This is a genomic window from Chloroflexota bacterium, assembly GCA_023475225.1.
Lineage (GTDB): Bacteria > Chloroflexota > UBA6077 > FW602-bin22 > JAMCVK01 > JAMCVK01.
Map to the genome: position 1 here is coordinate 20,593 of JAMCVK010000025.1, position 21,489 is coordinate 42,081.

The 21,489-nt window shown below is 53.5% G+C and carries 17 protein-coding genes and 1 riboswitch; of the genes, 8 read left to right on the forward strand and 9 right to left on the reverse strand.

The window, feature by feature from the left end; genetic code table 11:
• The first annotated feature begins 125 nt into the window (after nucleotides 1–125).
• From M1136_05465 to M1136_05480, 4 genes are all read left to right on the forward strand, one after another.
• Nucleotides 126–2,225, forward strand: a complete 2,100-nt coding sequence (locus tag M1136_05465; GenBank protein ID MCL5075086.1) for an alkaline phosphatase family protein — start codon at nucleotides 126–128, stop codon at nucleotides 2,223–2,225.
• An 85-nt stretch (nucleotides 2,226–2,310) separates the two neighbouring features.
• A complete protein-coding gene (locus M1136_05470) occupies nucleotides 2,311–3,393 on the forward strand; it encodes a Gfo/Idh/MocA family oxidoreductase (protein MCL5075087.1) in 1,083 nt (360 codons plus the stop codon).
• A gap of 93 nt (nucleotides 3,394–3,486) precedes the next feature.
• Complete coding sequence (locus tag M1136_05475; GenBank protein ID MCL5075088.1) at nucleotides 3,487–3,729, forward strand: Os1348 family NHLP clan protein; 243 nt, start codon at nucleotides 3,487–3,489, stop codon at nucleotides 3,727–3,729.
• A gap of 23 nt (nucleotides 3,730–3,752) precedes the next feature.
• Nucleotides 3,753–5,135 carry a bifunctional folylpolyglutamate synthase/dihydrofolate synthase gene (locus M1136_05480; protein MCL5075089.1) on the forward strand — a complete coding sequence of 461 codons (1,383 nt, stop codon included), beginning with the start codon at nucleotides 3,753–3,755 and terminating at the stop codon, nucleotides 5,133–5,135.
• Here M1136_05480 and trxA read toward each other — a convergent pair.
• The 7 genes from trxA to tatC all read right to left on the reverse strand — a co-directional run bounded on the left by trxA (nucleotide 5,109) and on the right by tatC (nucleotide 11,122).
• Nucleotides 5,109–5,432, reverse strand: coding sequence for a thioredoxin (gene trxA, locus M1136_05485; protein ID MCL5075090.1), 324 nt, complete (start codon nucleotides 5,430–5,432; stop codon nucleotides 5,109–5,111). The two genes, M1136_05480 and trxA, sit on opposite strands and share 27 nt — an antisense overlap.
• A 149-nt stretch (nucleotides 5,433–5,581) precedes the next feature.
• A complete protein-coding gene (locus M1136_05490; GenBank protein MCL5075091.1) occupies nucleotides 5,582–6,547 on the reverse strand; it encodes an XcyI family restriction endonuclease in 966 nt (321 codons plus the stop codon).
• Entirely contained in the window at nucleotides 6,532–7,869 is a 1,338-nt protein-coding gene (locus M1136_05495) for a site-specific DNA-methyltransferase (protein MCL5075092.1), read from the reverse strand. Before M1136_05495 ends, M1136_05490 begins: the two co-directional genes overlap by 16 nt.
• A gap of 56 nt (nucleotides 7,870–7,925) precedes the next feature.
• Nucleotides 7,926–8,525 (reverse strand): AAA family ATPase, encoded by a 600-nt coding sequence (locus M1136_05500; protein ID MCL5075093.1) that lies wholly within the window; start codon nucleotides 8,523–8,525, stop codon nucleotides 7,926–7,928.
• A gap of 76 nt (nucleotides 8,526–8,601) precedes the next feature.
• Nucleotides 8,602–9,552: a methionyl-tRNA formyltransferase gene (gene fmt / locus M1136_05505; GenBank protein MCL5075094.1), complete on the reverse strand. Its 951-nt coding sequence runs from the start codon at nucleotides 9,550–9,552 to the stop codon at nucleotides 8,602–8,604.
• Complete coding sequence (locus M1136_05510) at nucleotides 9,549–10,172, reverse strand: class I SAM-dependent methyltransferase (GenBank protein MCL5075095.1); 624 nt, start codon at nucleotides 10,170–10,172, stop codon at nucleotides 9,549–9,551. Before M1136_05510 ends, fmt begins: the two co-directional genes overlap by 4 nt.
• Nucleotides 10,173–10,423: 251 nt before the next feature.
• Entirely contained in the window at nucleotides 10,424–11,122 is a 699-nt protein-coding gene (gene tatC, locus M1136_05515) for a twin-arginine translocase subunit TatC (protein ID MCL5075096.1), read from the reverse strand.
• A 106-nt stretch (nucleotides 11,123–11,228) separates the two neighbouring features.
• Nucleotides 11,229–11,389, forward strand: a riboswitch (molybdenum cofactor riboswitch).
• Nucleotides 11,390–11,504: 115 nt separating this feature from the next.
• On the opposite strand from tatC, the gene modA reads away from it, so the two are divergent.
• The 3 genes from modA to M1136_05530 are packed head-to-tail and all read left to right on the forward strand — an operon-like array spanning nucleotide 11,505 to nucleotide 14,333.
• Nucleotides 11,505–12,395: a molybdate ABC transporter substrate-binding protein gene (gene modA / locus M1136_05520; protein MCL5075097.1), complete on the forward strand. Its 891-nt coding sequence runs from the start codon at nucleotides 11,505–11,507 to the stop codon at nucleotides 12,393–12,395.
• Nucleotides 12,373–13,218, forward strand: a complete 846-nt coding sequence (locus tag M1136_05525) for an ABC transporter permease (GenBank protein ID MCL5075098.1) — start codon at nucleotides 12,373–12,375, stop codon at nucleotides 13,216–13,218. The genes modA and M1136_05525 overlap by 23 nt, the downstream gene beginning before the upstream one ends.
• Nucleotides 13,215–14,333, forward strand: coding sequence for an ATP-binding cassette domain-containing protein (locus M1136_05530; GenBank protein MCL5075099.1), 1,119 nt, complete (start codon nucleotides 13,215–13,217; stop codon nucleotides 14,331–14,333). Before M1136_05525 ends, M1136_05530 begins: the two co-directional genes overlap by 4 nt.
• A gap of 234 nt (nucleotides 14,334–14,567) precedes the next feature.
• Here the strand turns inward: M1136_05530 and M1136_05535 are convergent, their stop codons facing one another.
• Together M1136_05535 and M1136_05540 are read right to left on the reverse strand one after the other, a co-directional pair.
• Complete coding sequence (locus tag M1136_05535; GenBank protein MCL5075100.1) at nucleotides 14,568–17,027, reverse strand: ATP-dependent Clp protease ATP-binding subunit; 2,460 nt, start codon at nucleotides 17,025–17,027, stop codon at nucleotides 14,568–14,570.
• Nucleotides 17,028–17,169: 142 nt separating this feature from the next.
• The gene (locus M1136_05540) at nucleotides 17,170–18,702 is read right to left on the reverse strand and encodes a S1 RNA-binding domain-containing protein (protein ID MCL5075101.1); all 1,533 of its coding nucleotides are present in this window, start codon (nucleotides 18,700–18,702) and stop codon (nucleotides 17,170–17,172) included.
• A gap of 280 nt (nucleotides 18,703–18,982) precedes the next feature.
• On the opposite strand from M1136_05540, the gene M1136_05545 reads away from it, so the two are divergent.
• A complete protein-coding gene (locus tag M1136_05545; GenBank protein ID MCL5075102.1) occupies nucleotides 18,983–21,469 on the forward strand; it encodes a YfhO family protein in 2,487 nt (828 codons plus the stop codon).
• Nucleotides 21,470–21,489 lie beyond the last annotated feature (20 nt).

The window sequence follows — 21,489 nt, forward strand, 5'->3', positions numbered from 1 at the left end:
GGGGCAAAGCCCCTCTGCTGGGGCTTGGGGTATCCCCAAACCTCTATTCTCCCCCTTCTCCCGCCTTGCGGGAGAAGGGGGCAGGGGGATGAGGGCATATACTAAAGTATTAGGAGGAATCAATTATGCTTTTCGGGAAGGCCAAGAGGGTCATCCTCATCGGACTGGATGCGCTGATGCCAGAGATGGTGGAAAAGTTCGTGGCTGAGGGCAATATGCCGGCCATCAAGCGTTTGATGGCTGAGGGGGTCTTCTCACCCATGTACTCCTCCCCACCCGTGGATACACCGACCAACTGGACCTCCCTGGCTACCGGCGCCTGGACGGGCACCCACGGCAACAACACCTTCGGCGTCCATTTGCCCGGTGAGCCTTTCGACCAGATTCACGACTTCAGCGAGAACATCTTCCCCAAGTTCCCCAACAGGGCCAAGGATAACCTCAACCAGTTATCGCGGGCTGAGTACATCTGGCAGGCAGCGGAACGGGCGGGCAAGAGATGTATCCTGGTCAACTATCCCGGTGGCTGGCCACCCAACATCAAGAAGGGCATCGTGGTTGACGGCTCTGGCCCCTACTCCTCCGTGCTGTCGAGGCTGAGTTATCCCAATCGCTACGTTGCGGGAGATGATGAGGTGCCTGATTCCCCATCTCCCGAGTCCATACTGGCCGGGATCAGAGATAATCCACGTGGTCCTATCCCGCTCAACCTTGCTCCGGCTGCTGGCTGGCACAATCTTCCCTCCTCCTCTCGTCCACCCCTGGATGGGGAACTTATGGTGCCTCGCTCGGTGGGGCTCTGGGCGGACAAGGAGGGGCGCTGGAGGGTAGGTGACCCCGCCTCCGGGGAGAAGCTGATCTATCATCTTCTCCTCCTCCTGGGCGCTCAAGGTGGGGGATATGATCGGGTGCTTATCTCCAGGGAGAAGGATGCGGAGAAGGCTCTTGGTGTTCTCAAGGTAGGGGAGTGGAGCGAGTGGCTTCGTGCTGACTTTGAGACGCCCTATGCCCCGGTGCGGGGCAAGTTCAAGATACATCTGGAGGAGTTATCGTCTGATGGGAGGAGGGTGAGCCTACAGCGGACGGTGGTCTTCAATGCTCAGGGCTGGGCCTATCCGGAGGGGGTAGGGGAGGAGTTGATTGAGGAGATGCTGGCCCTAGAGAGTGGTGAGCAGGTGGGGGAAGAGGAGGAGCTAACCCCAAAGGTGCCGGTCATCTGTCCGGTGTATGAGCCCACGTCCATTCCGCACCAGGCGGCGGGGATAGCGGCCATGACGCGCTATCTGGCGCAGAAGCATCCCTGGGACCTCCTGTTTGTCCAGCTTCATGCCCCGGATGGGCTCTACCACGAGATTCAGAACGAGATCTGTCCCGATTGGGCCCTTTATGATCTCCAGCGGGCTGACGAGGCCTGGGAGAGATTTCGCCAGGAGTACAAGGTGCTGGACCAGATGGTGGGGGAGATCCTGGGTAGCTGCGCTGATGAAGAGACGCTAAAAGTGGTCCTCTCCGACCACGGAGCCATACCAGCAGTGAAAATGGTCTGGGTGGGAAAGCCTCTCGTCGAGGCCGGGCTGCTCGTTTACAAGGAGGAGAAGGGACGACTGGTGCTGGATTGGGCGAAGAGCAAGGTGGTGCTCGGCGATCACCCCCTGGCCCAGAACATCTGGGTGAACCTCAAGGGACGAGGCCCCCAGGGCATCGTGGAGCCTGGGGAGGAGTATGAGCGAGTGCGCACTGAGGCCATAAAGGCTCTTTACTCGATGCGGGACCCAGAAACGGGCGAGTGCCCGGTGGCGCTGGCTTTACGCACTGAAGAGGCCAGCTTCCTGGGGCAGTGGGGAGATAGGGTCGGCGATATCGTCTATTACCTTGCACCGAAATATTCCACTAATAGCACTATCCATTCAGTTGGACCCTTCGATCTGGCCCTCATCCCCGAGACTGGCTTTGAGCCGATACATCAACAGGTGTGGGGTCGCCATGGTGGCCGAGTGCAGCGCCTGGCCTGCGGAATGCATCATTGCTACCTGCCCACAGCCAGGTACAGTGGATGTTCGGTGCAGGCCGTCCTGGTGATGGCTGGGCCGGGGATAAGGCGAGGCCATCGCCTTCCCATGCCACCCTGGACAGTGGACGTGACTCCCACTATCACCCACCTGTTGGGCATCCCAGCCCCGGCTCAGTCGGAGGGAAAGATCGTGAGCGATGCGCTTGTTATTTAGCCGCCGATAGGTTAAATTAAGCGCTGATCGAGACTCGATGATAGCCGCTTAGAGAAATAATTCCACACAGGAGGGATGATTATCTGTGGCCCATGAATTGAGAGTAGCTGTAATTGGTGCCGGTCATATCGGTAGCGTCCACGTGCGTGCCTTGCGCGCCTTAGGCCAACCGGTGGTGGCTCTGGCCAGCTCCGATCCAGAGCGGGCCACCCGCCGGGCAGAAGCCCTGGGGGTGCCCCAAGGTTATGGAGATTATAGGAAGCTCTTAGACAACGAGCGGGTTGATATCGTCCATGTCTGTACCCCACCCGCCCTCCATTATCCTATAGTAAAGGACTGCCTGGAGCGTGGGAGACATGTCGTCTGCGAGAAGCCTCTCACCGCTGATCCAACCGAATCGGCCGCCCTGAACGACCTGGCCTCACAGAAGGGCTTACTGAACGCAGTCTGCTTCAATATTCGCTACTATCCAGCGTGTCAAACGGCTGGGGAAAAGGTACAGAAGGGTGAGCTGGGAAAGGTACATCTTATTCACGGCTCATACCTGCAAGAATTCCACCTTCCAGAAACGCCCTGGGGCTGGCGCTTCATACCGGAACTGGCCGGGCCGATGCGCGCCATAACTGAGATTGGCTCGCATTGGGTGGATCTCGTCAGTCATATCAGTGGGTTTCGCCCCCAGGCAGTGATGTCCCATATGGGCACCTTCTTCCCCACACGCCAGAAACCCCTCAACCCTCCTCAGACTGGGTTTGAGACGGCGCAGGTTACCTCCGAGGATTACGCCAGTGCCCTCCTCTCCTTCGGGAGTGGAGCACTGGGAGCCCTTACCGTATCCGAGATCAGCAGCGGACGTAAGAACAGGCTCTTCTTTCAGGTGGACGGCTCTGATGGCTCCCTTTGGTGGGATTCGGAGATGCCCAATCGTCTCGCCCTTGGTCACAAGACGAGGGCCAACGAGGAGCTGGTGAGCGGCCAGGCCACTGGATATGCCGAGACCTTCCGCTTGCTCTTTGAGGACGTGTACCGTCATTTGTGCCAGGGCAGTTTCCAGAAGCCAGCTCAGCCAACCTATCCCACCTTCGCTGATGGACATGCAGCCGTCTTGATCTGCGACGCCATATATAGAAGTGCTAAAGAGCAGCACTGGATCGAGGTTCAAATCTGAGGACAAGAGCCGAGGGTTTCCTAATATGGCTCGACCAAGTGCCTCATGCTATAATGAGGCGGAATCGGTGAGACTATACCCGAGGGAAGCGGCGTGAGCAAAGAGACGGCCATGTTCATCCTGCACAAGGCGGCCACGGATTTGCTATTTAGGGACCAGCTAGTGCGTGATCCCTACGCTGTCCTGTGCAAACTTGACCTAACCCCGCAGGAGATCGAAGCGCTTATGGTCGGTGATCCTGAGAGGTTAGCGGCCTGCGGACTGGATCCGCGCATCGCTGGTTGGATTCCATGGCTAAAAGTAAATCGCAGAGCGCTCGAGTTCGATGAGAATTAGAGAGCAGAGAAGTAGGGTCATTAATGAATTATGAGGAGGCGCTCAATTACATTTACAGCTTCACCGACTATGAGAGAACCACTGTTCAGCTCTACGGTGCCCCCGCCTGCAATCTAGAGCGCACCGAGCATCTTCTGAATCTCTTAGGCAACCCTCAGCATCATTACCAGTCCATTCATATCGCCGGAACCAAGGGTAAAGGTTCCACAGCAGCAATGATTGCCTCTGTCATGGAGGCTGCTGGCTATAAGGTGGCCCTTTATACCTCTCCTCATCTCCACTCCTTTCGGGAAAGGATCAGGACCAATCAGCATCCTATCCCAGGCCATCGACTGAGCACCATCATCTCTCAGATGAGACCGCTGGTAGATCAGGTGCACTCCGATTGCCCCGATTTAGGGCGACTGACTACCTTCGAGGTGAGCACGGCCCTGGCTTTCACCTACTTCGCTACTGAGGCCGTCGACTTCGCCGTCATCGAGGTTGGGATGGGTGGACGGCTTGACGCGACCAACGTCTTACGACCCCTCGTCTCCATCATCACTTCGATCAGCCTCGACCATGTTCCTATCTTAGGAGATACCCTGCCTCAAATTGCCGCTGAGAAGGCTGGCATTATCAAGGATAACGGTCTAGTGGTCAGTGCCCCTCAGAGGCCAGAGGTGCTCGCCGTGCTTGAGGAGACCTGCCACGCCCGTAAGGCCCGACTCTTCCTCATAGGCCAGGACTGGCGCTGGGAAGCAAGGGCTGGGCAGTATGATTGGAAGGAGGGTCGGCTCCAATCTTTCGATGTGCAGGGGCCCTTCGGAGAACATAAGGGTCTGGAGATTCCCCTATTAGGCCGGCACCAGCTGGTTAACGCCACGACGGCCGTGGCTGCGCTGGAGTTATTGCGCGAATATGGCCTTACGATAGACGCTTTGAGCATTCGCCAGGGGCTGCGTCAGGTCATCTGGCCAGGTCGATTAGAGGTCGTTTCCTGGAGACCGTTGCTTGTTCTAGATGGCGCCCACAACGCCGACTCAGCCGAAAAACTGCTGGCCGCTTTACAGGAAGGACTGCACTACAAGCGACTCATCCTGATTCTGGGCACCTCAGCTGGCAAAGACATCCCCGGTATCATCAGAGCCTTGGCCCCGGCGGCCGAGTTGATTATCACCACTCAATCTAAGCACCCAAGAGCAGCTGACCCCCAGCTGCTACAACAGGAAGGGGCCAAATATGGCTGTCAAATTCGGGTAGTAGAGGACGTCCAAGCGGCTTTAGACGTAGCGCTTGATATGGCCGACGAGCATGACCTGATCTGCGTCACCGGCTCGCTTTTCGTAGTGGCCGAAGCGCGTGAGTCCTTGGGGCGAGCGCCCCACGCTCAAGAGATGTTAGAGGTGCTGGGCAAGAGTGCTTAGCAGACTCGCCTTTGGCATATAGCCAACCAGGCGCTCGACAGCCTTACCTTCTTTAAAAAGGATTAGGGTGGGAATGCTCATCACCCCGAAGCGGCGGGGTACATGGCGATTGGCATCAACATCCAGCTTGGCCACCTTGATCTGGCCATCGTATTCAGCAGCGATCTCCTCCAGTATGGGAGCGATCATACGGCAGGGATTACACCATGCCGCCCAAAAATCGACCAGGACCGGTGTGGTTGACTGGAGGACTTCACTGTCAAAGGTAGCATCGCTGACGATTATAGGATCACTCATCGGCTAAAAACCTCCTTAGTTCTATCTGAGGACACGCAGAAAAGTCAATCTCCGAATCTCTTCTTCATTGGGGTACCCTTATTCTCCCATCGCTTCTCCCTTTGGAAGAAGGGGCGAAGTTATACAGGGTAGTACCCTAGAATCCTCTTTCAGATACCGAGAGGATCAAAGACTTCTCCGCGCTTACTTTCATTTTCCAAAACATCCTCTATAGTAAACCAATAGTTTACAGCATCACGATTGATCTCCAAGTCGTGTCTTGCCTTTTGTGTGACTGATACTCCTTGAAGAATGAGAATTGTGATAGATTGATGGTTCTCCTCTCCGGCTCGGCGGAGACTTTTGATAGCGGCACCAACTCGCTCTAAGACGCCAGCGGTGTCTATGCCGCCTTTGATTTCAACTGCCGCCCAGATTTTGTTGTCTTGGTAAATTGCCACATCAGGTTCATCGGCGAATATAACGACTCGCCCGTCTTTCAACTGCATTCTTAACCCATCTTCTTTCTCGTCCGACACAACTCCCTTCTCCAGAAGTCTTCGCTGTAGAATTCCTTTGACGATGACTTCAACCCTGTTTCCCTTTGTATTCTGCCAAGACCCCTGAGCTTGTGAGCCTGCTGCCATTCCTCGCCATAGATCGAACTCACGAGCATCGATCTTCTCATCAAGTTCGACGAGGCGGCTGATTATCTGATTCAGGTGTCTGACGATAGCTAAGGCAGTTGCATCATCAGGATTATCTTTACCAGCCTCGTAGCAGGCAACTGAAAGCCCTACCCTATTCATCGACTTCTGCGATACCATTGCCAGCATCCGGTAGTATCCTACAGAGCCAAATACGCTTTTCAAGATGGAGGGATGTGCAAAAACAATTACCGGCTTGATCCCGCGATGAATAACCTTGTCCCATGCCCGTTTTGCTATTCCCAACAGACTCAAATCCCAATCCAGAGTTTCGCCTTTGATCCTCTCTATTTCGGCTGCCACTACCAGCAGCCCCCACTCGTGGAGTTTCTGATGGAAGAACTCGCTTTTTGTGAGTTGGTCCAGAGACCACGCCCCGTAATCTCCACTTGATTTCATAAGGGGTTTCTTCTTCAGGGCTTCCTCCATATCACGATACTTTCTCGAACCGGCACTCGGCCGTATTTCCCCATCTGCTGGGAACTGTTGCCCTTGTAGCGAGCGACGATGATCTCCTCAACTTGGAAACCCGCTTCCTCCGCCATATCCGAAAGCACAAGATCAACGGGCAACGACTCACCCTCGAACCTTACATTATCGACGACCATAGCGACCCTTGCTCCCGGTCCCAAAACCCACGCCCATTCCGTAATCACCCTTTGCATGTCCACAAAATAGCCTGTCAGCATGTCTGGAATTCGCGGATTATTGAGTGCCTTTCCCCTTTCTCTGAGAATATCTACAACTTCGCTTACAGCTCGGTGAGGCGGTTTTTCCCGAGAGTCCACTTTTGATTCGATGTGTGAACGAAGGATACTGAATCGTAGATCTTTCAATTCGGCGAAGTTTCGGACAAAATGAAAGCAAAGCTCCAAGGAGTATGTGCGTGTATAATCATAGCGATTGGCATAAGGTGGAGATGTAATAATAGCTGTTGGTTGACATTCAAAGGCTATGTCACTGAGGTTACGAGTGTCCCCAAGATAAACGGCCGGTGACTGAACCGGTTGCTTCCATCTGATCTCCTTGACCAATCGGATGTCTCTTTCAGCTTCATAAACTTTTCCCTGAAGCGCCTCTTCCGTATCGGCGACCTTTTTTTCTCGAATCAAGCGCAAGAACTGACCATCTTTGGACGTATAACTGCACGGCTCCAATATGGAAAGGAACAAAAGCAGGAAAACATCCCTGAGAGGCGATTCCAAATCGTCTATCACCGTTTTCCATTTTCGCAGTGCCAGCAGCGTATCAGGAGGGAAGGCTACTTTCATAATGGTAACATCCAGAGCGATGACAGCAGGAGGTGCTTGCAGGACCTTGGTCCTCAACTTCTCAAAGGTCTCTTTAATTTGCCCAGGTTCTAGCGTGTAGAACAGTGGCAGTGTCTGAGCAACAAATACAGCGATAGGAAGTTTGTCCACGCCAATAGAGGGGATACCTTTTTGAGAAGCCGCAAACAACGTTGTTCCCATCCCACAAAAAGGATCGAAAATGTAGTCCTTTTCGCACAAACCAAAGCGTGAAATAAACTCTTCCACAAAGCGGAAGGCAAAAGCTTCTTTGTATCGATAAAGCCGAAGAACAGGTATGCCCTTATTTCCTACGTAGGAGACCAAATTTGCTAATCGGAGTTCTTCATGCAGTAGGCCAGCAAACTTGCCTTTAAGGCAATGACGGTATGAGTGGTTTGCTGCCTTGGCCGGAGCTCCCGTTATAATTTCGTCCTTCTCAAACAGATTCAATTGTCTCATTACCTAACATCCTTATGGTCTCTTATGAGTCCCGCCGTTTCGCCTATCTACAGAAATTAGCGACGGGCCAGTCGCACAATCTTCTGTACAGCTGGGACCAGGTCCTGAGAGGTATCAATGACTAGGTGCGAACGGACGATCCTCTCTTCGCGTTCCTGAAAGCGCTCGTAGACGGGCCAATCCGCATCAGAGAGATCCGCTTCGCTCAGCCCAGCTGTCCTCTGCTGTAAACGTCTCCTCACTACCTCAGGTGGGGCTACCGTCCGCACGATCACCAGGTTGACCTTCATCTGTTCGGCCAGATGATAGAGCGCCTCCCGCTTCCTCTCCAGTAGATTGGTGGCATCGAAGATGATGTTCACCCCCTCAGCCAGCAGATCGGCCATCAGGACCTGGCTAACCTGATAAACGAAGCGGCTCTCCGGACCGGTATAACCGGGATGCCGAAAGAGAAGTTTCCGAACGAAGTCAGTCTCGATGATGAGGCAAGGCATCTGCCGGGCAATCTCACGGCTAAGGTGAGACTTACCCGTGCCCGGTAACCCACTGATAAGGATAAGCGCTGGCCTGGCCGTCCTCTCGGCTGGTATCGAGATATGCCGTTTGAGCCTCTCGACCGCTTGTCTTAGGTCAAGATAGGAAGCCTCCGTAACCATAACTTCCCGTATCCTCATCCCAATTATAGCAAATCTGTTCTTGCTAAGGAAATCTCGGAGGTGCCTCTTGCGAGACTCAGGACAAGAGCGTGCCAACAATGGCAGGGTGACCACGCAGAAATTCAGTCGCTGTCATAGAGCGTTTACCCTCAAGTTGCAATTCTTCGATGATCAGGGTACCCTGACCAGCGACCACGCCCAAAAGAAGGCCCGGAGGCTGTTCAGTACGGCGCAGCAAAACCCGACCAGGCTGATCCCCATTCGGCCAAGGCCCGTCTGGGCGCACGCGTCGCAGCTTTAGTCTCTTACCCTGCCAGAAGGTATAACTGCCTGGCCAAGGGAAGTAGGCCCGACATTGTCGCCAAAGCTGTTCGGCCGGCAATCGCCAATCAAGGTGACCATCCTCTATCCGCAACTGGGCAGTATAGGTTGCCGCCATCTCAGCCTGAGGTTGGGGGATGATTTGTCCAGCAGCCCAGCGTGGTAGGGTAGCCAACAGCTGAGTGGCTCCCAAGCAGGCCAAACGTTCTCCCAGTGACTGGGCCGTATCCTCGGCCAGCAGTGGTATCTTTTCCTGGGCCAGGATGAGACCTGTATCCATTCCCTCGTCCATCAACATTATGGTCACACCGGTTTCCTCCTCGCCATCGAGAATGGCCCCGGCAATGGGCGAGGCACCACGCTGCTTGGGCAGCAACGAGGGATGTACATTCAAGCAGCCAAGGGGAGGAAGCTGCAGTATAGGTGGCGGTAGAATATGACCAAAGGCGGCGACGATGATGACCTCTGGCTGTAGCTCGGCCAACCGTTCCGCTACCCCTGGCTCGCGGAGAGAGGCCGGCTGCAAGACTGGCAGATTGTGGCGGAGGGCGATCTCCTTAACTGGGGGTGGTTCGACCCGGCGATAGCGACCGACCGGTCTATCCGGCTGGGTCACTACCGCGGCAATCTCATAACCTTCGTTGATTAAAGCACACAGAATGGGCACTGCGAACTGCGGTGTTCCCATAAAGATTAACCGCATCATTTTGGCTTGGAGGTACCCTTCCTACATACCGCAGCATAGCGCACCGGTGGAACATCAATGAGGGCCGTCAAACGTAAGCCGGCCCTCTCCACTAGCGAGGGTAGCTCCTCCCTGGCCACCCTGATATGAAGCGGTGGACCAACATCGTAGAGCGAGTCCGACGCCGGACGCTCTTTCTTATCGTAATCCACGATGAAGGCACGACCACCCAGGCGTAACAGACGAGCGCTTTCCTGCAGGAGTGCTATCTTATCCTCAACCTCGTGCAAGATGTGAGCCAGGATGACCACATCAGCCTGCCCCGAAAGCAAACCTGTGGCCAAAACATCTGCTTGAATCGTCTCAATATTAGTCAGTCCCTCCTCGAGACAACGTTTCTTCACTTCCTCCAGCATCTCCAGATTAGCATCAACCGCCAGCACCTGGCCACCTTTGCCGATGATATGCGCCGCGGCGATGGCGAAGAATCCGGTACCGCAGCCGAGATCCACCACCCCTTCACCTGAGCCCAGGCTCATTTTCACTAGCAATCTATCCGGCTGCAACTCTTGATAACGCTCCGGCCGTTCCAGGTTCTGCTTAAACCTAGCATCAAAGCACAAATCGTCTCTCCCTTTCATGGGAACCTACTTCCTTATCAATCTTGATAGGTATCAGGGAACTCTCGCCAGATGTTCAACGCCCTCCCATCGGCCGTCCGATCAGCTAAGGTGTAGATCATCCTGATGGGGCCAATCCAATACATACGACCCCGCGCGAAGTCCTGCCACACTCCAGTTCCAGCCTGTCTGGGCTCTATCGCCCAGCCCAGGCGTTCTTTTATCCTGGCGCCTCGACAATCGCTTCGTTCCCATCTCCTTGGCCTCCTCCTTTACGCCAGCTTGGCTAACAAAATGCCTATCTCAAAGAGCAGATAAAGAGGTATGGCGACCAGGCTTTGGTTGAAAGGATCCGGGGTGGGGGTGATAATCGCTGCCAGGATAAAGACACCAAGGAAGGCATATTTACGGAAAGAGGCGAACTTACGTGCACTTACCACGCCAATCTTAGCCAAAAAATACATAACCAGAGGAGTCTCAAAGCCAACTCCCATCCAGAAAAGGATAAGGGTGGCGAAGGAAATATAGTTACCGATCTTTATGAATGGCTCAGCGATGCCGCTGAAGGTGAGCAGGTATCTGATGGCGTAGGGAAGGAGAACGAAATAAGCGAAGGCTGCTCCACTAAAAAAGCAAAGGAGGACGGCAGGTAACAGGGACAGGGTGTATCTCCTCTCCTGGGGCATAAGTGCTGGAGCAATAAAGCGAATGAAATGATAAACAAAAACCGGCATGGCCAGGCCAGCACCAGTGAACAGGGCCACCTTGAAATAGGTGATGAACATCTCAGTCATCTCGGTATAGATGGGTTTGAATCCGGCCGGTGCCGGGCGTAGGAGCAGGTCGAAGACCTGAGTAGCGAAAAAGAGGCTAAAAGCGGTCGTGATAGCCAGAGCGATGAGACAGAAGATCAGCCGGTGGCGCAATTCCTCGAGGTGCTCGATGACGGACATTCTCTTTTCATTATCCATAAGCGATGTTTATTCACCTTCCATAAATAAGGTAAGGAACGCGCCTATTATAGCATAGTGTGCTTGACACATCTGCCGCATAATGACTATAATCGTCATGACAATCGAATACGGTCATCTCCGAGTCTTCCAGCCTTAAGTCCCTTGGGCCATGGCTGAGTAGATCGTTCGCCGAAATGGTGGTTTGAGGCTTCGGCCTCATTCTCGGGTAGGGGAGGAAACGACCCTGCCTCCTCGTGCTTGGAAAGGAGATGCTTGGTGGAGCCGTTCAGCCAGATTTTACTTGACTGGTTATCAACGTGCTCATAAACAAAAAAGCCAACCATCCCATTTCTGAGATGGTTGGCTTTTTTGATATTGATTGTTTCGGAGGCATTTATAGATGAGAAAAATAGTCTGGGTAGGAACGGTGTTTAGCATGATTCTCTTAGGCTTCGCTCTAACGGTTACCGCTTGTGGCACGCCGAAGGTCGATAACCCAAGCGAGATACAGCGGCCATCGACTGGGTCGCCCATCGAGGCAACCACCGCGCCTTCGACAGGCAAGACAATCGTTGTCTTCGCTGGGGCAGCCTCCAAGCCAGCCCTGGAGGAGGCCGCGCAGACCTTCGAGAACAAGACGGGCACGAAGGTGGAGCTCACCTTCGGCGGTTCTGGGACAGTGCTCTCCCAGATGATCCTGAGCAAAAAGGGAGACCTCTATATCCCCGGTACGCAGGATTTTATGGATACAGCCGAGAAGAAGGGTGTGGTCGATCCCAGTACACGGAGAGTTATTGCCTATTTAATACCATCCATTGGCGTGCCGAAGGGTAACCCGCTGGGCATCAAGGGGCTAGCAGATTTGACCAGGCCTGGGGTCCGAGTAGGCATCGCCAATCCAGAGACCGTCTGCCTAGGCAGCTTCGCCTTGGAGATCTTCGATAGAGCTGGACTGCGGGCGGCCATCGAAAAGAACATCGTCACTCAAGCCAAGAGCTGCGAAGATGTAGCTACCCTTATCAAGCTAAGGAAGGTGGATGCCGTGATCGGCTGGACCGTCTTTGCAGCCTGGCATCCTCACGATTATGAGTCCATCACCCTTCCTCCCGATAATGTGGTTAAGATCGGCACCGTCCCAGTGGCCATATCCAAATTCACCAAGGACCGTCTAGAAGCTGAGCGCCTGGCTGATTTTCTGAGCTCAGAGGAGGGCAAGGAAATCTTTGCCAAACACGGTTATATCACTAATTTGGCGGAGGCACGCCGCTATGCACCAAGCGCAGCCTATTAGGGCTCAGGAGATAGCCAGGGTAAATCAGGGCGTGATTGGGAGGAGACTCTTCACCCTGGCAACGGTTGGCTCGCTGGTCTTCCTGGGGGCTTTCATCGTCGCGCTCCTGCTATCGATGGCTTGGTACACAAACCCGCAGACCATCCGGACCATCCTCGCCTCCCCGGAGCTGGCCTTCGCCATTAAGCTGAGCGTGATCACAGCCACACTGAGTACTATCCTCTCCATCACCCTGGCCATACCGGCGGCCTACACCCTCTCTCGCTACACCTTCTGGGGCAAGCATATAGTTGATGTCCTTCTTGATATACCACTTGTGCTCCCCCCCATCAGCTTAGGCGTCGCCTTACTGGTCTTTTTCAATACACCTATGGGGACAGCCATAGAGAGGAGTGGGTTGCGCTTCGTCTTTGAGCAGCCGGGTATCATCCTGGCCCAGTTTGCTGTGGTAAGCTCTTTTGCGGTGCGAATGATGAAAGCGACCTTCGATAGCATTGGCCCTCGTTATGAGAACGTGGCCCGAACCTTAGGCTGTAGCCAGACACGAGCCTTCTTCGCTGTTACTCTGCCCCTGGCCAAGAACGGCCTTTTGGCTGCACTGGTGCTCACCTGGGCCAGGGCGATGGGTGAGTTTGGAGCAACGGTTACCTTCGTAGGAGCAACCAAGATGAAGACAGAGATAATGTCGATCGCCATATTCCTTAGTCTGTCCTCGGCCAACGTTGAACAGGCAGTGGCCCTGGTATATGTCCTCATCACTGTAGCGGCTATGGCCTTAATCATTCTCAGATATGTAGGTGGGGAGAGCTACCGCATAGAATGATCGAGATCAGGAACCTGGGGTTGGCTCTGGGAAACTTCTCCCTTCAAGATGTTCATCTGAGCATCAAACCGGGGGAATATCTAGTCATCATAGGACCAACAGGTGCAGGTAAAACGGTGTTGTTAGAGTGCATTGCCGGACTTCGTCTGCCCCAAACGGGGGAGATCCTGCTTGAGAATCAGCGTGTTACCACCCTACCCCCAGAAGCGCGCGGGATCAGCTACGTACCCCAGGATTATGCCCTCTTTCCCCATATGACTGTGGAAAGAAATATCTCCTTCGGACTACGCATGCGGCGGACAGTGCCGACAGAAGTCACACCCAAAGTGCGGCAAATAGCTGAACTATTGGGCATAGACCATCTTCTGGATCGCTGGCCGCAGAACCTGAGTGGTGGGGAGAAGCAGAGGGTAGCTTTGGCCAGGGCTCTGATCGTGGGACCCAGGCTGCTGCTGATGGATGAGCCCCTCTCGGCCCTTGATCCGAACACGCAAGGAGGCCTCTGGGTGGAGCTGAAAAGAGTTCATCGCCACCTTAAAACGACGACGGTACACGTCACCCATGACTTCGAAGAGGCCTTTACCCTAGGAGATAGGATCGCCATTCTGCTGAATGGACGAATCAAGCAATTAGGCACAGGGGAAGAGATCTTCTCCCACCCCCATAGCCGAGAAATAGCCGAATTTACTAATACTAAGAATATATTTCCAGGCGTCGTCACCTCGGCTAGCCAAGATCAATTGACCATTCAAGCCGAACGGTTCTCCCTCATCTCCCCTTATTTTCCCTTCTCTGTGGGGGAGCAGGTCGAGTTCTGCATCCGGCCGGAGGAGGTGATGTTGATTCGTCCCGATCGTCCAGAGCGTTCAGCCATAAAGGAGAATCAGTTGGAGGGTCGGATCGTCGAGGAAGTTCCTCATAGCAGCAGCTATACCCTGCTCTTCGCCTTGGGGGAAGATCCTCCCCTCTCCTCAGATTATGACCTCGAGATAGAATTGCCCAGCCATGCCTATCAAAGGTTAGGCTTGAGGCCGGGGAAGCGGGTAACAGTCTCTCTCAAGAAAAGTGCCATACATGTCATGGGGAAGACCTCCGCTTCCTCCAACTTCCGCTAAAAACCAGACATGACGCCCTTTGCCCCACAGGTAGGGCACATCCCCTGCCTCTCCCAATCTCAGGATTATCCAGCCGTAAAATCACTTGGGAACTTCTCCCTAACCGCCACCGGTTGCTCCATCATCCTAGAAGGTGAGAGGATCGCCACAGATAGGCCAGTTCTCATATCATAAAACAAAAGGGGAGTTTTGAACCTCCCCCAATAGCGTTATCCAGTCTCAAGATGTACACGGTTAGGCAGGTACTAGAGATTTCGACTCCATTTTTAGCTCGCCGTCGTCCAGGTAGATACGAATCGTGTCCCCTGGATGGAAGCGACCTTCGAGTAGAGCCTCGGCCAACGGATCCTCCACCGTATTCTGAATTACGCGTCGTAATGGGCGGGCTCCAAACTGAGGATCGTAGCCCTTCTCTGCCAGGTAATCCTTGGCCTTATCGGACACTTCTAAAGTTATTTGCTGCCCACTGAGCTGAGCCTGGACGCGCTTCAACATCAGATCAACGATAGCTCGCACCTGCTCTCGCGTTAACGCCCGAAAGACGACTACCGCATCAATCCTATTGAGGAATTCTGGCCGGAAGGTCTTCTTCAATTCACCCAAGACCTTCTCTTTCATCTTCTGATACTCCGCCTCAGCCGCCTTAGTTTCCTCTTTAGGCACTGCAAAGCCAATCCCTGTATCCCGCCTCAGGAGCTCCGCTCCCACATTGGAGGTCATAATAATGACTGTATTGCGGAAATCGACACGGCGTCCCTTGGCATCGGTCAGGTTACCATCCTCCATAATCTGTAAGAGCATATTGAAGACCTCCGGGTGAGCCTTCTCGATCTCATCTAGCAGGATCACCGAGTAGGACCTTCGTCGCACCGCTTCCGTAAGCTGCCCACCCTCATCGTAACCCACGTAACCTGGTGGCGCTCCGACCAAGCGAGCTACAGAATGACGCTCCATAAATTCGGACATGTCTATTTTGATCATGGCATCTTCGCTGCCGAACATGAATTCGGCTAGAGCCTTCACCAGCTCCGTCTTGCCTACGCCTGTAGGGCCAAGGAAAATGAAGGAGCCAATTGGGCGTCGTGGATCTTTCAAGCCAGCCCGTGCCCGTCTGACAGCGCGAGAGACAGTGGTTATTGCCTCATCCTGTCCAACGATGCGACGATGCAGCCCTTCCTCCATCTGCAACAGCCTGGTCGACTCCTCTCGGGCGATACGCGTTACTGGAATGCCCGTCCACATGGAGGCCACCTCAGCAATGTGTTCTTCGGTCACTAGCGGCCTATCTGCCACTTGTGTCTCCTGCCAACCGGACTCTACCTTCTCAATCTTCTCTCGCAGCTTCATTTCCCGGTCACGTAGTTCTGCTGCCAACTCGTATTGTTGAGCGGCGATAGCCGCTTCCTTCTCCTTCTGAACCGCTTCCAGGCCACGCATTGCTTCCCTTAGACTAGGTGGTGTCGCCGACATCTGCAAGCGCACACGGGAGGCCGCCTCATCCATCAGATCAATAGCTTTATCCGGCAGAAACCGATCAGTAATATATCTGGCCGCCAGATCTGCCGCTGCCTTTATAGCTTCATCGCTGATTCTCAAGTGATGATGAGCTTCATATCTCTCTCTGATGCCCATCAATATTTCAATCGTCTGCTCCACCGTCGGCTCTTCAACCATAACCGGTTGGAAACGCCGCTCTAAGGCTGCATCACGTTCTACATATTTACGATAATCATCCAAAGTTGTCGCTCCAATGCATTGGAGCTCACCACGGGCCAATGACGGCTTAAGGATATTAGCGGCGTCAACTGCCCCTTCAGCCGCACCAGCTCCGACCAGGGTGTGCAGCTCGTCTATAAACATCACACAATTGCTGGCTGTCTTTATCTCCTCAATAATCTTTTTCAGACGCTCCTCAAACTCACCGCGATACTTTGTGCCCGCCACTAATGCCCCTACATCAAGGGTCAAGAGACGCTTGCCCAAGAGTGTTTCGGGCACATCGCCGGCTACAATTCTCTGAGCCAGCCCCTCCACAATGGCCGTCTTACCCACGCCCGGTTCACCGATGAGGGCAGGGTTGTTCTTAGTGCGTCGGGAGAGGATTTGAATTACCCGCTCTATCTCCTTCTGACGACCAATAACCGGATCCAACTTACCGGCACGCGCCGCCGCGGTAAGATCGATGCCCATCTGATCAATGGTTGGTGTACGACTTGTTTGGCGAGTCTCTTGCTGAGCATACAGCGAGCTCTGACTCAAGACTTGTATAACCTGGGCACGCACCTTTTCCAAACTCACGCCCAGACTCTCCAAGACTCCAGCAGCGATCCCCTCCCCCTCTCGGACCAAACCGAGAAGCAGGTGCTCAGTACCAATATAGTGGTGATTCAACCGACGTGCTTCATCAACAGCCAACTCAATAACCTTCTTCGCCCGAGGCGTCAAGCCGATCTCACCCACTACCATCCGATCACCACGACCGATGATGAACTCCACAGCCGACCGGACCTTATTTAGCTCGACCCCCATGTTGGCCAAAACCTTAGCCGCTACACCCTCTCCCTCTCTGACCAAGCCAAGGAGAAGGTGCTCTGTACCAATATAATTGTGGTTGAAACGCTGCGCTTCCTCTTGGGCCAGTGTCAATACCCTACGCGCTCTTTCGGTGAATTTATCAAATCGATCAGCAGGCACCCTAACAACCCCCTCTAGGCCATCTCACAGCCAGCCGGACAAAAATCGTGCCGCACACCCACCTGACTGGATCACTTGTAGATCAACCTCTCCACGTTCATTGCTGCACACCTGTCTCCGACCACAGCGAAGGAGAGACACCTTATTCCGCCACATCCTCCATTGTTTGCGATACCTCTTCAACGATCGCATGCTGTTCCTCAACCTCACCAAGCGCCTGTTCTGTAGCTTTGACAGCTACCGGCTCTCGGATCTCCACCCCAACCGCTTCCTCACGAGCCTGTCGCAGGCTCAAGCCGATGCGCCGGCGGGCGGGATCCAGACGAATGATCCGGGCTGACAGACAATCTCCTTCCTTCACTATATTTCGGGGATGGACTACCCGTCCATCAGCCAATTCACTAATGTGGATCAACCCCTCGATCCCATTCTCAAGCCTGGCAAAGGCCCCAAAATTGGCCAGCTTGGTGATGGTAACCTCGAGCAGATCGCCCACGTTGTACTTCTCAGAGACCCTCGCCCATGGCTCAGGCTGGATACGCCGCAGACTTAAAGCAATCCTCTTTTTTTCTCGGTCAACACCAAGTACATAAACATCGACCTCTTCACCGACCCGAAGCACACTGCTGGGATGGGCCACTGGGCTCCAGGAGAGCTCTGACAGGTGAACTAAACCATCGGCGCCACCAAGGTCGATAAAAGCGCCAAAATCGCAGATACTGCTCACCTTACCACGTCGAATCTCCCCCTCCCGCAACTCAGCGAGCAACTGCTCCTTACGCTGGCTACGCCTCTCCTGGATTGCTGCCCGCTCTGACAGGATCAAGCGGCTACGTCGGCGGTTTACCTCCAGGATCTTCAGAGGTATCCGTTGACCAACCATAGCACCCAATTTGCTCTCGATCTCGACCTCCGCGCCCATATTCTGCCGAAGACCTACCACCTGCGACATTGGCACGAAGCCCCGGATATTATCTACATTGACGATAAGCCCACCCTTATTGTAGTCGATCACCTCAGCCTCAATAATGTCACCCTGGGCCATGTGTTTTTGGACGTTGCGCCAGCTCCTCTCAGCTCTCGCTCGCATTAGCGATATAACTACATGCCCATTCTGATCCTCGGGATTGAAAACATAAACCAGTATCTCTGAACCAACACGAATCTGCGCTTGCTCCTCTGGGGTGAAGCTCTGAATCTCATAGGCGGGAATAATGCCCTCAGACTTAGTACCTATATTAACTAAAATCCCATCCTTATCCACCCGCACTATCGTACCCTCCAGAATATCACCACGGCGAGGGCTCCGATATTGCTCCGTCACCTCATGCATCAGGCTCTCCATCGAACGGGAGGCCATCTCAGAGGGTAGCATCGCAGCTGGGCTTGATACCTCCTCAGCCACTGGTTCATCGACCGATACTACAACATCGCCAACCGTCCGGGCAGGAACTACTTTCTCCTGAACCTCCAGATCGGCCCTATCCTCCGGAATAGGCCCTGTCGCCCCTTCGCCGTAGTCAGGACCCGCATCGAGTTCCCCTTCCTGCGTCAGTTCAACGGTCTGAGGGTCGGTCTCAATCGCCTCGTACCCCTCTTCTTCCCTTATCTTCTGAGGCTGAATAGACGCTCCCTTAACCTGTTGGGGCTCGCGCTCCTCGTAACCTTCCTCCATATACCCTTCCTTAGCGATGCTAGTATCACTAATATTATAGGACATCAACCCATAAAACGCAAAACAGCCCCTTTGGCAGGGGCCTGGATTTGTTCGCTTCTGCACAATTGGCCAGGACATTGCTTTGACCAGAATCGATTTTAGTATGGGCTATCTACATCCAGGGCAAAAACATTGACTTCAGCCCCGAACAGTGTAAAACTACCATCAACTCAACCTGTTACGCATCAGATACACGAGGATAGAGTAAGGCTAGGAGACCTCTCTAAAGAATAAAAAGATGAAGCTATCTTCTAATAATTTACTTAAATTATTCCCATCGCTACTGCTGGGCGGCTTAACCCTCTCCTTCTTCTGGCGGGTGGTCATCCATAGTGAGGTCCTCTTGCCGGCTGACATACTCTGTCTCCTTAATCCGTGGCACTACTATCAAGGCCACAGGAGCGTTTGGAACTCTCTCCTTTCAGACCCTATCCTCCAATACTACCCGTGGCGCCACTTCCTGGCCGAGTCCCTCAAAGGTGGCGTGCTACCCCTATGGAATCCTTATATCTTTGCTGGTACCCCCTTTCTAGCCAACCCCCAGAGCGCAGTCTTTTATCCCCTGAATGTAATCTTCCTCCTTCTCCCCACGCCGCTCGCTTATACCTATCAGATACTTCTACACATCTTTCTGGCTGGTCTCTTCACCTATCTGTACCTTAGAAAGCTGGGAACAGGTCAGCTGGCGGCCCTGGTGGGCGGGGTTGTATTTATGTTCAGCGGTGTCCTCGTCGCCTGGGCGGAGTTTGCCACCATCCTGAGTACAGCCATCTGGCTACCACTCCTTTTCCTTTTCGTCGAATTGGCCTTCCGAGATGGTAAGATCAGGTATGCCCTGCTGGCCGGAGTCGTTCTAGCCACCCAAATCTTCGCCGGTCACCCTCAATACGCCTATTACGCTATCATCGCCCTGTCTCTCTACCTTCTCTTCCGCCTATCCTATATTATGGCATTAAATAAACGGCCAAAGGATATGGTCCGTCTTATCCTTATCGCCTCCTTACCCCTTATAGTTGGCTTTGCCCTGGCCGCTGCCCAGCTCCTACCAACCCTGGAACTTAGACAGTACATCTCTAGAGAGCACGAGAGTAAAGAGTGGTTAGCAGGGGGTGCCTTACCCGTAGAGCACTTGATCACCTTCGTCGTTCCTGACTTTTGGGGAAATCCGATCGACAATAACTATTATGGGAAGGGGAATTACACCGAATACGCCGGCTATGTGGGGATTCTACCGCTCTTTTTGGCCACAACGGCCCTGTTTGCTCGAAGAGATCGATATACCCTATTCTTCTCCATCTTAGCCATATTCTCCCTGGCACTAGCCCTGGCGACGCCCCTATTCAAGGTGATGCAGGTCGCTGTCCCGATGTTCAGCAGCTTCAGGGCCCCCCAGCGATTTTTGTATCTGTACGTCTTTTCTATGGCTATCCTGGCCGGTTTGGGAGCAGATTACCTGATCAACGCCTCTAGGAAGCGAGGGGTAGGGATCGTCTTCTTCGGGTTGCTCCCAGCCATCCTTGTGATAACCGGGTTAATGATCCTGGAGATAGCCATCGTTCGAGGCTGGCTTCCGCTTAATCCTGGCTCTGTTCGTCCCTACGTTGTGAACAAGATTCTTCTTAGCCTCTCTTTCCTGATGGCCACGATCACCCTTCTGGCCACCTTGGCCAAGGGAGTGATCAGGCCTAACAGATTTGCCATCCTCGCCCTTACGTTGCTGGTGGTCGATCTGTTCAGTTCAGGAATGAGATACAATCCTTCAATTGATAAGAGGTTGGCTTATTTTGAGACAGAATCTACCCGCTTTCTCTCTGCCGACCCTAGCCCATATCGCATCGTCAGGTATGGTGATGAACTGCTGTCGGCCCCCTTAGCCTCAAACACCGCTATGGTCTACAAGATTGCCGACAGTCAGGGCTACGACTCCTTCCTTCCAAAACGCTATTTGGAATTTCGCAACCTCATCGAGAATGATCGTGGTTATGCCTATTGGAGTGGTAGGATAAAAAATCTCAGCGCATACCGTTCGCTTACCTCACCATTACTCGACTTACTAAACGTCAAATATGTGCTCTCCAGTCAACCACTCCCTACCGCCAGCGTACAGCATAATCCCTCCGACACAGCTACTAGAGAAACCCATAGCGCTAGAAAACTGGGTGACAGGCTGCAACTTGTTTTTGCCAAAGAGATATATATTTATCTTAACCAGAATTATTTTCCACGCGCCTTCATTGTCCATCACGCTGAGATCATCGGCGATAAGCCAGCTATCCTCACCAGATTAACCGATCCCCAGTTCGACCCAGGCCAAACGGTCATCTTAGAAGAAGAGCCGCCTTCACGAGGAGACAATGAGCCATTCCCTGGACCTGACTCTATGGTGCAAGTCATCACTTATAATGCCGACAGAGTGTACCTCGAAGCGACGGCGGAGAGGAGTGGCCTCCTTATCCTTGGGGACATGTATTATCCGGGTTGGAGAGCGTTCGTTGATGGAGTGGAGACGAAAATCTACAGAGCCGATTATTTGCTGCGGGCTGTCTACTTAGAGAAGGGCATCCACCGCGTAGAGTTTGTTTTCGATCCGCCTTCATTTAAGATAGGACTAACCATTACAGGGCTAACCGGCATCCTCTTACTGGGACCATTGCTTTCCAGTCTCTGGCAAGGCCAAAGACAAGATGGCCTTCTAGATAAGGGAGAAAGCTTTCTACCAAAGTAGTAATGATGATAAGTGGATCA

Excerpts from the sequence above, each read along its gene's own strand:
- M1136_05465 (MCL5075086.1), top strand. The coding sequence starts at position 126 with ATGCTTTTCGGGAAGGCCAAGAGGGTCATCCTCATCGGACTGGATGCG.
- M1136_05480 (MCL5075089.1), top strand. The coding sequence starts at position 3,753 with ATGAATTATGAGGAGGCGCTCAATTACATTTACAGCTTCACCGACTAT.
- trxA (MCL5075090.1), bottom strand. The coding sequence starts at position 5,432 with ATGAGTGATCCTATAATCGTCAGCGATGCTACCTTTGACAGTGAAGTC.
- M1136_05490 (MCL5075091.1), bottom strand. The coding sequence starts at position 6,547 with ATGGAGGAAGCCCTGAAGAAGAAACCCCTTATGAAATCAAGTGGAGAT.
- M1136_05495 (MCL5075092.1), bottom strand. The coding sequence starts at position 7,869 with ATGAGACAATTGAATCTGTTTGAGAAGGACGAAATTATAACGGGAGCT.
- M1136_05500 (MCL5075093.1), bottom strand. The coding sequence starts at position 8,525 with ATGGTTACGGAGGCTTCCTATCTTGACCTAAGACAAGCGGTCGAGAGG.
- fmt (MCL5075094.1), bottom strand. The coding sequence starts at position 9,552 with ATGATGCGGTTAATCTTTATGGGAACACCGCAGTTCGCAGTGCCCATT.
- M1136_05510 (MCL5075095.1), bottom strand. The coding sequence starts at position 10,172 with ATGAAAGGGAGAGACGATTTGTGCTTTGATGCTAGGTTTAAGCAGAAC.
- tatC (MCL5075096.1), bottom strand. The coding sequence starts at position 11,122 with ATGGATAATGAAAAGAGAATGTCCGTCATCGAGCACCTCGAGGAATTG.
- modA (MCL5075097.1), top strand. The coding sequence starts at position 11,505 with ATGAGAAAAATAGTCTGGGTAGGAACGGTGTTTAGCATGATTCTCTTA.
- M1136_05525 (MCL5075098.1), top strand. The coding sequence starts at position 12,373 with ATGCACCAAGCGCAGCCTATTAGGGCTCAGGAGATAGCCAGGGTAAAT.
- M1136_05530 (MCL5075099.1), top strand. The coding sequence starts at position 13,215 with ATGATCGAGATCAGGAACCTGGGGTTGGCTCTGGGAAACTTCTCCCTT.
- M1136_05540 (MCL5075101.1), bottom strand. The coding sequence starts at position 18,702 with ATGGAGGAAGGTTACGAGGAGCGCGAGCCCCAACAGGTTAAGGGAGCG.
- M1136_05545 (MCL5075102.1), top strand. The coding sequence starts at position 18,983 with ATGAAGCTATCTTCTAATAATTTACTTAAATTATTCCCATCGCTACTG.